This is a genomic window from Vibrio sp. YT-18 (assembly GCF_033337345.1).
In the GTDB taxonomy this organism is placed as follows: Bacteria; Pseudomonadota; Gammaproteobacteria; order Enterobacterales; family Vibrionaceae; genus Vibrio; species Vibrio alginolyticus.
Genome location: NZ_JAWOQO010000023.1, coordinates 56,492 through 66,418, shown reverse-complemented (window position 1 = coordinate 66,418; position 9,927 = coordinate 56,492). Strand labels below are relative to the sequence as shown.

8 protein-coding genes are annotated in these 9,927 nt (G+C 46.2%); all 8 read right to left on the bottom strand.

What is annotated here, in order from left to right; all coding sequences use genetic code 11:
* Nucleotides 1-507 precede the first annotated feature (507 nt).
* The gene (locus tag R7M72_RS21605) at nucleotides 508-1,662 is read right to left on the bottom strand and encodes a flagellin (protein ID WP_005382038.1); all 1,155 of its coding nucleotides are present in this window, start codon (nucleotides 1,660-1,662) and stop codon (nucleotides 508-510) included.
* 427 nt (nucleotides 1,663-2,089) lie between these two features.
* Nucleotides 2,090-3,283 (bottom strand): flagellar hook-associated protein FlgL, encoded by a 1,194-nt coding sequence (gene flgL / locus R7M72_RS21600; RefSeq protein WP_005382037.1) that lies wholly within the window; start codon nucleotides 3,281-3,283, stop codon nucleotides 2,090-2,092.
* Between the two features lie 13 nt (nucleotides 3,284-3,296).
* Nucleotides 3,297-5,237 (bottom strand): flagellar hook-associated protein FlgK, encoded by a 1,941-nt coding sequence (gene flgK, locus R7M72_RS21595; RefSeq protein ID WP_318056320.1) that lies wholly within the window; start codon nucleotides 5,235-5,237, stop codon nucleotides 3,297-3,299.
* Between the two features lie 160 nt (nucleotides 5,238-5,397).
* Nucleotides 5,398-6,324, bottom strand: coding sequence for a flagellar assembly peptidoglycan hydrolase FlgJ (gene flgJ / locus R7M72_RS21590; protein WP_042522768.1), 927 nt, complete (start codon nucleotides 6,322-6,324; stop codon nucleotides 5,398-5,400).
* Nucleotides 6,325-6,340: 16 nt separating this feature from the next.
* On the bottom strand, nucleotides 6,341-7,432 hold the full coding sequence (locus R7M72_RS21585; RefSeq protein WP_005393118.1) for a flagellar basal body P-ring protein FlgI: 1,092 nt from the start codon (nucleotides 7,430-7,432) through the stop codon (nucleotides 6,341-6,343).
* A 43-nt stretch (nucleotides 7,433-7,475) separates the two neighbouring features.
* Nucleotides 7,476-8,255 (bottom strand): flagellar basal body L-ring protein FlgH, encoded by a 780-nt coding sequence (gene flgH, locus R7M72_RS21580; RefSeq protein WP_005382033.1) that lies wholly within the window; start codon nucleotides 8,253-8,255, stop codon nucleotides 7,476-7,478.
* Nucleotides 8,256-8,285: 30 nt separating this feature from the next.
* Nucleotides 8,286-9,074 carry a flagellar basal-body rod protein FlgG gene (flgG, locus tag R7M72_RS21575; protein ID WP_005382032.1) on the bottom strand — a complete coding sequence of 263 codons (789 nt, stop codon included), beginning with the start codon at nucleotides 9,072-9,074 and terminating at the stop codon, nucleotides 8,286-8,288.
* An 18-nt stretch (nucleotides 9,075-9,092) separates the two neighbouring features.
* Complete coding sequence (gene flgF / locus R7M72_RS21570) at nucleotides 9,093-9,842, bottom strand: flagellar basal-body rod protein FlgF (protein WP_005382031.1); 750 nt, start codon at nucleotides 9,840-9,842, stop codon at nucleotides 9,093-9,095.
* Nucleotides 9,843-9,927: the final 85 nt, after the last annotated feature.

The following is a 9,927-nucleotide window of genomic DNA, read 5'->3' as shown; positions in this document are numbered from 1 at the left end:
TGGTGATTTCTCCAATTGATTTTCCGGTGTAGCGGTTTCCGACGTCTCGGAAAACCAAGTAGTTCTCTCAAAGTTACCTCTATTAACGACACCAAATTCAGAAGCTTTAGAAAAAAGTTTAAAAAAATAACATTGCGAGATTTAGCTAATAAAATTGAAGAAAAGTAAGAAAAAGTGCTCAAGTTTCCACAAATCGAGCCGAGAGGGCCAAATTGTATAGAAAACCAGCGAAAGGAAACAATTGAAGATAAGTTCGCAGACGATAGACGTAAGAATTAGAAGAGAAAAAGCCCCTTTTCCTTTGAGAGAACTGGGGCTAGGTTGGTCGCCAGAGCCTATGTGGAGATCAAGAGAAATGAACACATTTCCGGCATACCGAGTGCAACTTTACATTGAAAATGATTGGCAGGTGAGAGATGAGAGAGCCGCTCATTCTATTGTAAAGTTGCTTGCCAAAAGCCTGCATTCCCATCCACGTCTGAATGTATTGAGCACAGGCTAAGTAAACTACTGCAATAGTGACATTGCAGAGTTTGGCAACTGTTTCGCTTGAGCAAGAATCGATGTTCCTGCTTGTTGCAAAATTTGTGCTTTGGTCATTTGCGTGGTTTCTTTCGCAAAATCTGTATCTTTAATTCGGCTGTTCGATGCGTCAACGTTTTCTTGGATATTCGCCAAGTTGTTGATGCTGTGACTCAAACGGTTTTGCTTCGCACCTAAGTCTGCACGTTGCGAGTCTACGTATTTCAGTGCCGAATCCAGCACAGAAATCGCGTTTTGAGAACCTTGTACCGTGGTCATATCAATATCTTGTACTGACGTTCTGATAGGTTCATCACTCAGGCCAAGCTCAGATGCTAATCCACCAGAAATAGAAATCTCACCCTGAACGTTTGGATGCGCGACAAAAACTTGCAACTTGCCATCTTCACTTACAGACGCATTAATCATATCAGACTGACCATTAATGTAAGTGGCAAGCTCTTCGATGTCGTCGCCCGCTTTGGCATTAATGTTGATTTCTAGATCATCAACATTGCCGTCTTCGTCTTCACCCATACCTGGTAGCGTGATCTTCAAGTCAGATTTAGCTGGGTCAACACTCCAGTTTTTATCTTTACCGTTCTCAGATAAGAAGGTCACACCGCCCATGCGAGTATCGTCCGCACGAATGCTGGTGAGTCCCATGATCATGGCTTCACCTGAGCTCGCACCAATCTGGAATGCTGCTTCACCGAATGAGCCGTTCAATAGACGACGACCACCAAATGAAGTGGTTTCTGCAATACGGTTTAGCTCGTCAATCAATGCCATTGACTCTTCGTTGATCGCCTGACGCTCAGCTGGAGAGTTAGTACCGTTCGATGATTGAATCGCAAGGTCACGCATTCGTTGCATGACAGAGGTTGCCTCATTCATCGCACCTTCAGCGGTTTGTGCAATCGAGATACCATCGTTCGCGTTACGCATTGCGACATCTAGGCCACGAGACTGTGCAGTTAAGCGGTTAGAGATCTGTAGACCTGCCGCATCATCTTTTGCACTGTTAATCTTATGTCCTGAAGATAAGCGCTCCATCGACGTGTTTAATTCATCAGTCGCTTTGTTTAGGTAACGCTGCGCGGTCATCGCGGAGACGTTAGTACTAACTGTTACAGCCATTTTGCTCTCCTGTTGAGTTCGCAAGCTTTTGCGAAGCGGCCAGCTTTACTCTCATTTGGATAAGCACTGACCGTAAAAGTTACTTGCTAAATCTGCCTTAAACGCAGGGTTTAGAATCTCTAAATCTGTTCTGATATTTTCAATACAATTTGTGTGCCAACTTACGTAAATTATTTAACTACTTTTAAAAGAATCAGATAAACAATAAGTTAGCTTTATCATTAAGCTATTTCAGGTTTGTCAGACTCATCTTAGCCCAAGGGTATTGAACGCTGCCCTGTTGCCGCCCGACTTGCCTCCCGCCTCATTGCCGCTTTGGGTAAAATCGTGCCGCATGACATCTCAGACTCTCAGGTTACGCCGACTTATCGCGCTTAAGGCTTTGCACATAAGGCATCAAAATCAGACAATGTGTATGAGTGCCATACTAGATGTAGTTAAACAACGTTAGATCTTTGGTCTTACCGAATGCTTGTTGCGATGCCTGTAACGCTCGCGAGTTTTCACTGAACTCGATCACGGCTTTAGAGTAATCCAAGTCCTCAAAGTTGCTCTTCGCTTTTGCGAGAGACAAATTAAAGTCTTCATGATTTTGCTCTTGGATATCCAGCGTACTCAATCGAGCACCGGCATCTGTACGCGCTTTATTCAAATGGATAAAAGCAGCGTGGAATTCTTCTGTCATTTGGTGCAATTTGGCGGTCGCCGACGTATCCGAAACCGATTTGTCTGACCATGCCATTGCATCCTTGAAGGTATCGAAAATGCTGAACTCTGCCCGCTTTTCGATCTCAATGCTGTCACCAGGCGTAATTTGGCCTTTTACGTGCACTTTCAGGCCTTTGTATTCAATCCCTTTCTCTGGAGAAAACTCATCGGCATCCACTACTTTGCCGTTACGCTCTAATTGGTAACCAAATTTGCCGTTATTCATATCGACAAATGTCACGCGATACGCCGCATCATCCTTCGCGTCAACGTTAGTGGCTTTGTTTAGCAACAGCTCAGAGCCGTTTTGTAGATCGTAATTCGGCTGATAGTCGCCAAATGGGTTTGGTATCTCCATAAACAGCTTGCTGCCAGGATCGTTCATTGGCATCTCGAGCATGCTAGAGACTTTCATTTTGCGCTGATAATCGTCTCCAGCGTACTGAACACTACCGTCTTTATCGCGATAGAATGGTTGACTTTTTGGCTTAGTGCCCGCAAACACGTAGTTACCAGATTCATCTTGCGAGTTCACTAAGTTAAGGAAATTGTTCGCAATCTCTTCTAACTCACGCTTCTTTGCTTGTCGGTCTTCAGCAGAAAAGGCACCGTTAATCATCTCCATCGTTAAGCGCTTCGACTCGTCGGCAAAATTCTCCGCATTGGCGATATTAACTTCGTGGTTTTCTAGACGATTACGCACCAACACTATCGAGCTAAGATATTGTTGTAGCTGTTCTTGTTGCTGACTAATGTTTTGGATGTAATGCGCAGCGAGGGGGTCGTCACTAGGTTTCAGTAACTTTTTCCCTGAAGCAAGTTGCTCTTGGTTGTGGTGAACCTTATTCTCTTGACGACGCAGATCATTTTGTACGGACTGATAGTTATGGAAACTAGAAATTCGGGTTAGCACTTATCTCTTCTCCTTACCTCAGTTGTAAAATGGTATTGAAGGTATCATTCGCCGCTTGCATCACACGTGATGAAGCCATGTACGCTTGTTGAAACTTCATCATGTTGGCCGCTTCTTCATCGAGGTTAACACCAGAAATAGAAGCAACGCGCTCTTGCGCCGCTTCATGCTCTAAACGAGCGACGGAGGCTAAACGGTTTGCTGTAGAAGACTTCAGTCCAACTTCGGTATTGAGGTTATGATAAACATCGATCAAGGTACTGGATTTTCCATCCATCATCTTGTCTGTTTGGATCTTCTGCATTTTTCTCAAGTTGCCGTTACCACCTTCAGAAGGCACCAAGTTTGCGGTGAATTTATCATTCATCAGTGCGCCTTCGCTCAACTCAAACACGGTTGCATCGCCGTTTTTATACAGCGGATGGCTTTTCGGCACTGATATTTCAATCTTCGGGTTATCTTTATCTAACGGGTATGAGTATTTGTCCGATAGTAAATTACCCTTGTTATCCGTGATCTTTAACCACGGCTTATCATGCTTCTCGTCGGTTGGTTGTACGGTAACCTCAAACTCTTTAACATCCCCCGCCTCACGAATTTTAAACTTGGCGTTACCTTGGGCAAAAGTGGTTGAGGCTTCATAACTTTGTGCGGCAATAGCTTTTGCGTCATTGGTTTCCATCTTTATGATGGCTGCACCACTTCTCGTTGGGCGGAGCAATACGCGCTCACCGGCGGCAAGGCCTTCACCAATTTGCACTTTCATACCATCCAGAACAAATGACGAATCCGAACGGTCGATGTTCAACGACATTTGCTCACCTTTCGGTGTTGTCACGCTGTATTGGTCGCCATCAAAACGCAGCGAATATTCACCACCTTTGATCGCGGAAATGTCCTCGATGTAAACCGCAACATCAGCTTGTGAGTCAGGCGCAGCAAAAACTCGAGATTTTGCCACCAGCTCAGAGTTCACGTCGGTAAATACGTCTTTACCTATCTTGCCGTTGAGATCCAGACCTTGAGATTGCAGCTGATTAATTTTGTAGGAAAAGCCCGTCGCTAAACGGCCCATTTCATCTTGCAGTTGTGGGATGTGTTTGTCGCGCATTTCAAGTAAAGCGCCGATTTTGCCATCCATATCATCAGACTTGATCGCTTTAATGCCATTCCCTTCCACCATTGCTAATCGTCTTTGATGAACATCCGGATAGCCATCGATCATTTTGAGCTGGCTTGCTTCCGTGCCAGAAACAAGAGTGTGTCCATTGCCGATATGAACATTAAACCCTTCCGCATTTTTGCGTGGGGTTACGGTAACTTTGGTGTACTCTGACAGCTCAGTAACCAGCTTTTCATGCTGATCCATCAGGTCATTATGTGGACCGGGAGTACGCATCATCACTCGATGAATATCGCGAATTTCCAACGCAAGTTGGTTAACGCGCTCAATGCCCATATCCAATTTTTTATTGGTGACATCAGATTGCAGTCGCACGGTTTCGTGGAAATCATTTAATGTATCAGAGAAGATTTTCGCCTTTTCCAATACCACTTTTCGTGCCCCTAAATCGTTCGGGGTATCTGCCATGGTTTTTACCGCATCGAACCACTCATTCAGGTTCTCAGGAATTTTCTTCGATGCCACAGAGCTCAACATACTAGAGAGCATATCAAGATTGCCTTGGGTATCCGTTTTGTTGGCATTGTTGGTCGACGACAGGTTCAGTTCATTCACGGCAAACTGATCCCACGAGCGGCGAACATTTTCCACATGCACACCCATGCCGTAGGTAGAACCACCAAACATGCGCGGATCATTCGTGCCTTGGATAACAGACTGACGGCTATAACCCTCTGTATTAACATTAGAAATGTTATGACCAGTGGTGTTTAATTGTCTCTGAGCAGTAAGCACACTTTGAGTACCTACATTCAGAAGATCTGACGCCATACATGCCCCCGAAAACGAAATATAAATCGGCAAAACCGATCACCTAGACACATCAAAAGCAAAAGATGTGCCAAGTGATAGAAAGGCGTAGATGTTCAGATAAAGTGAAGGCTTGCACTATGGCAAGCCTTCGAGAACGTCATAAATTGTCGCAGAGACATTACATACTTTCGATTTTATCCTTCACCTGCAGGACTTTATCTGCGTAATTCGGATCGGTCGCGTAACCCGCACTGTGGATACCGCGAATAAACAACTCTGAATTCCCGCGTTTCTGCAATGCTGTCTCGTAACGTGGGTTGTCATTCAAAAATCGTACAAAGTCATTAAAGCTGTCTTCGTAACTTGAGTAGGAGCGAAACGCTGCCGTCTCTTTCACTGGCGTGTTATCGTGGAACTCTAAAGTTTGAGTCGTCACTTTGTCACCCTGCCAGCTTCGATCTGCTTTGATATTAAATAAGTTGTTGCTGCTGCCACGCGCGTTCTTCACGACCTTTTGTCCCCACCCCGTTTCCAAAGCGGCTTGCGCAAGTAGCAGAGATGGCTCGACTCCTAGGGCTTTCGCAGCTTTCTCCGCGTATGGCTTCATCGAGTTAACAAAGGATTCTGGTGAATCGAATCGAGTGGGTTCATTGCTTGGTCGAGATAGTTGACCAGATTCAATCAAGCGCTGTTCAATCTCGCGCGCTTTTTTCGGGTCAACACGACGATATTCCGCAGCATTGTTTGCCGCATCACGCATAGCCGTTTCTTTTTTGTCGTTCCCTTGCCCAGCCGTTAATTGCTTAACAATCATATCGGCCAGTCCCATTGAACCAGACGAACTCAATTCACTCGCCATCTGTTCATCCAACATTTGTCGGTAGAACTTCTCGTTTTGGCTGTTCATCATGTTGGACTCAAAGCCCTCATTGGCTTCACGCATGGATTTCAACATCATGGAGGTGAAGATCGATTCGAACTGACGAGCAGCCGCATGCAATGCTTCTTGCTCGCCATCTTTTCCCTCTTTCACTGCTTTTTGACGCAGAGTGTCCAGAGAACTGATGTCATGGATAAAACCAATGTCGTTAGGATTGTTCATTATACCTACCTCCTAACCATTAAATGATGATCAACTGGCCTTCAATGGCACCAGCTTGCTTCAATGCTTGTAAAATTGCCATCAAGTCCGAAGGCGCAGCCCCGACTTGGTTCACGGCACGGACCAAATCATCCAACGTTAAGCCTGGTTCGAACTTAAACATTTTGCCTTGCTCTTCGCTGACTTCGATATCCGAGTCTGGTACGACTACTGTTTGCCCACCAGAAAAGCCGTTAGGCTGGCTAACATTCAGGTTTTCTTTGATCGCAACCGTCATGCCGCCGTGCGTTACTGCTGCTGGTTTAAGACGCACATGCTTACCAACTACGATGGTGCCCGTGCGAGAGTTAACGATGATTTTGGCTGCACCATCTGCTGGGTCGAACTCTAGGTTTTCGATTGCCGATAAGAACGCAACACGCTGGCTGACGTCACGAGGAGCACGCACGCGCACTGATGTCGCGTCAACAGCGCTCGCCATTTGTGGGCCAAGGAAGTTGTTTACAGCATCCGCCATACGTTGAGCCGTTGTGAAGTCTGACTCAAGCAAGTTGAACGTGATGTAATCACCACGACCAAATGGGTTTGGAATTTCTCGCTCTACTGTCGCACCACTAGAGATAAGACCAACGGTTGGATTGTTACCTACGATTTTAGAACCGTCAGCGCCTTCAGCACTGAAGCCGCTCACCACTAAGTTACCTTGAGCAACCGCGTAAACTTGACCGTCGAGACCTTTGAGGAACGTTTGTAGTAGCGTACCACCACGCAAACTTTTAGCACTTCCGATGGAAGAGACTGTCACGTCCACTTGCTGACCCGGTTTAGAGAAAGGCGGCAATTCTGCCGTAACCATGACTGCGGCAACGTTTTTAATTTTTGGCTTTGTGCCCGGCGGCATCTGAATGCCGAAGTTTTGCAGCATGGCGGCGAAACTTTGCTCTGTAAACGGGTTCGCTTCACCCGTACCAGGTAAGCCTGAAACCAAACCATAACCCACGAGTTGGTTGCTTCGTACACCTGCCACTTGCGCGACGTCTTTGATACGTGCGGCTTGGGCTACGGTAGAAAACAGAGCAACGCTCATCAGTACTAAAAGGAGTTTTTTCATGCTTACTTATCTCTTGCAGTCAAATTGCCGTCAGCAGGGCGTGTTATAGCGCTACATTAAAGAATCGTGCCAAGAAGCCTGGCTCTTGCATATCTTGTTGCAAACCAGTGCCAGAGTACTGAATTCTTGCGTTAGAAACTCGATTTGATGCAATGGTGTTGTCGAAATTAATATCATCCGGACGAATAGTGCCACTTAAACGTATGTACTCATCACCCGTATTTAGCGTCATCCACTTCTCACCGCGGATCACGAGGTTGCCGTTTGCCAGTACTTCGATCACCTCAACAGTGATGTAACCACTGATGCTGTTGCTCTGCTTTGCAGAAGAGTCACCTGCAAATGAGTTGGAGTTGTTTAGGTCATAAGAGAAATTATATTTTCCGCCAATTTGCAGCTCTTCTCCGCCCACTTGAAGCGGGTCCATTTGCGCTTCATTGGTTTTCGATAAATCGGCATTTGCGCTTTTCGTCGCACTGGTTGTCTCATCCAGTGTTACGGTAATAATATCGCCAATACCACGTGGTTTAGAATCGTCGTAGAGATCGGTAATGTGCTCGGCGCTAAACAACGAACCTGTTGCAGCAGCGTAATGCTCAGGCTTGTTTTTCGGATGAATTGGAGCCCACGCAGGGTCGCCAGCAACCGGATCACTTCTACCACGTAAAGTATCTACAATACCGCTGCTCTCTTCTTTCGATTTATCGCCTTCTACTGCGTCGACCACAGTGGTTGCTTGTGTCACTTCATCCGTTTCAATCGGTTCCAACATGGCACAGCCCGACATCGTAGCAATCAAAGCGAGTAGGCAAATACGTTTCATCGTGAGCTCCTCAAATCTTGCTCTTAATCGTTACAATTGCTGGTTAACGAAGCTCATCATCTTATCGACTGACGAGATCACTTTTGAGTTCATTTCGTAAACGCGCTGGGCTTCGATCATGTTGACCAACTCTTCTGTTACATTCACGTTGGACGCTTCCAGCATGGATTGACGAATTTCCCCCAAACCGTCCAAACCAGGAACACCCTCTTGTGGATCGCCACTGGCACCCGTTGGTAAGTAAAGGTTCTGACCAATTGGCTCTAGGCCACCCGGGTTAACAAAGTCTGTAATGGTTAGCTGACCAACGACTTGGTTGTCTTGCTGACCTCGGACGCGAACCGACACTTCACCATCCGTACCGACAGTAATAGAAATCGCATCTTCTGGAATCACAATTTCAGGCTCTACAGGGTAGCCAGAACCCGACGTGACTAACGTGCCTTCACCATTTAGCGTGAACTGACCGTTACGGGTATAACCGATGTTGCCGTCCGGCAATGTCACTTGGAAAAAACCGTCGCCTTCCACCATCATGTCCAGTGCGTTGGTCGTTGTCTGTGCATTGCCGTGCGTGTGCACTTTTTGCGTCGCAACCACTTTAGAACCCGCACCTAACATCAAGCCACTTGGCAGTTCCGTGTTCTGAGATGACTGGCCGCCAGGCTGGTTGATGTTCTGATAGAACAAATCTTCGAATACTGCACGGCTCTTTTTGTAGCCGACAGTAGAAGCGTTCGCCAAGTTGTTCGAAATCGTGGCAATGTTGGTTTGTTGGGCGTCTAGACCTGTTTTACTTACCCATAGTGCTGGATGCATAGTGAACCTCTAACTCTGTTAACTCATACGAAGCAGTGAATCTGAAGATTTATCCATTTCTTCAGCTGTGCTCATCATCTTGACTTGCATTTCAAACTGACGTTGTAAGTCAATCAATGCGGTCATTTCACCTACGGCATTCACGTTACTGCCTTCTATCGCTCCCGTCTGGAGACTAACAGTCGCGTCTGCTTCGTAAGGTTGGTTTGGAGTTTTATGGCGAAATAAGCCATTGGTGTCTTTAAACAAGCTTTGATCATTAGGCTTAACGAGCTTAATGCGATCAACCGCTTGGAATTCTTCTGCCGGGGCACCTTGAGGAAGTACAGAGATGGTGCCATCCCGACCGATTTCAATTTTGGAGAGAGGGATAGGCAAAGTAATCGGCGCGTCGTTTTCACCCAGCACCAAATGACCACTTGCGTTGGTAAGCATGCCATTTTGATCGACTTTTAGGTTGCCGTTACGGGTCAACCCTTCTTTCCCTGTATGATCGAGTACCGATATCCAACCGCTGCCTTCAATCGTCACATCCAGATCACGCCCTGTTGTAATCACGCTACCTTGAGCAAAGTTATGCCCTGGACGCTCTGTCATGCTGAATACACGTGAAGGATGGCCTTCACCATAAGCCTGCATTGAGCGAGCCTGTGCTAAATCAGCCCGAAATCCGGTCGTGCTTACGTTAGCCAAGTTATTAGCGCGCAATTGTAGTGCCTGCATATTTTGCTTGGCGCCACTCATTGCGAGAAACAGTGCGCGATCCATAAATTACTCCAAAAAATCTCTCTGTACACGGAGTAGAAAGCAATAGTTATGCCAAAACAAAAATAGACTTATTAATCAATACTTT

Excerpts from the sequence above, each read along its gene's own strand:
- flgK (WP_318056320.1), bottom strand. The coding sequence starts at position 5,237 with ATGGCGTCAGATCTTCTGAATGTAGGTACTCAAAGTGTGCTTACTGCT.
- flgG (WP_005382032.1), bottom strand. The coding sequence starts at position 9,074 with ATGCATCCAGCACTATGGGTAAGTAAAACAGGTCTAGACGCCCAACAA.
- flgH (WP_005382033.1), bottom strand. The coding sequence starts at position 8,255 with ATGAAACGTATTTGCCTACTCGCTTTGATTGCTACGATGTCGGGCTGT.
- flgF (WP_005382031.1), bottom strand. The coding sequence starts at position 9,842 with ATGGATCGCGCACTGTTTCTCGCAATGAGTGGCGCCAAGCAAAATATG.
- R7M72_RS21605 (WP_005382038.1), bottom strand. The coding sequence starts at position 1,662 with ATGGCTGTAACAGTTAGTACTAACGTCTCCGCGATGACCGCGCAGCGT.
- R7M72_RS21585 (WP_005393118.1), bottom strand. The coding sequence starts at position 7,432 with ATGAAAAAACTCCTTTTAGTACTGATGAGCGTTGCTCTGTTTTCTACC.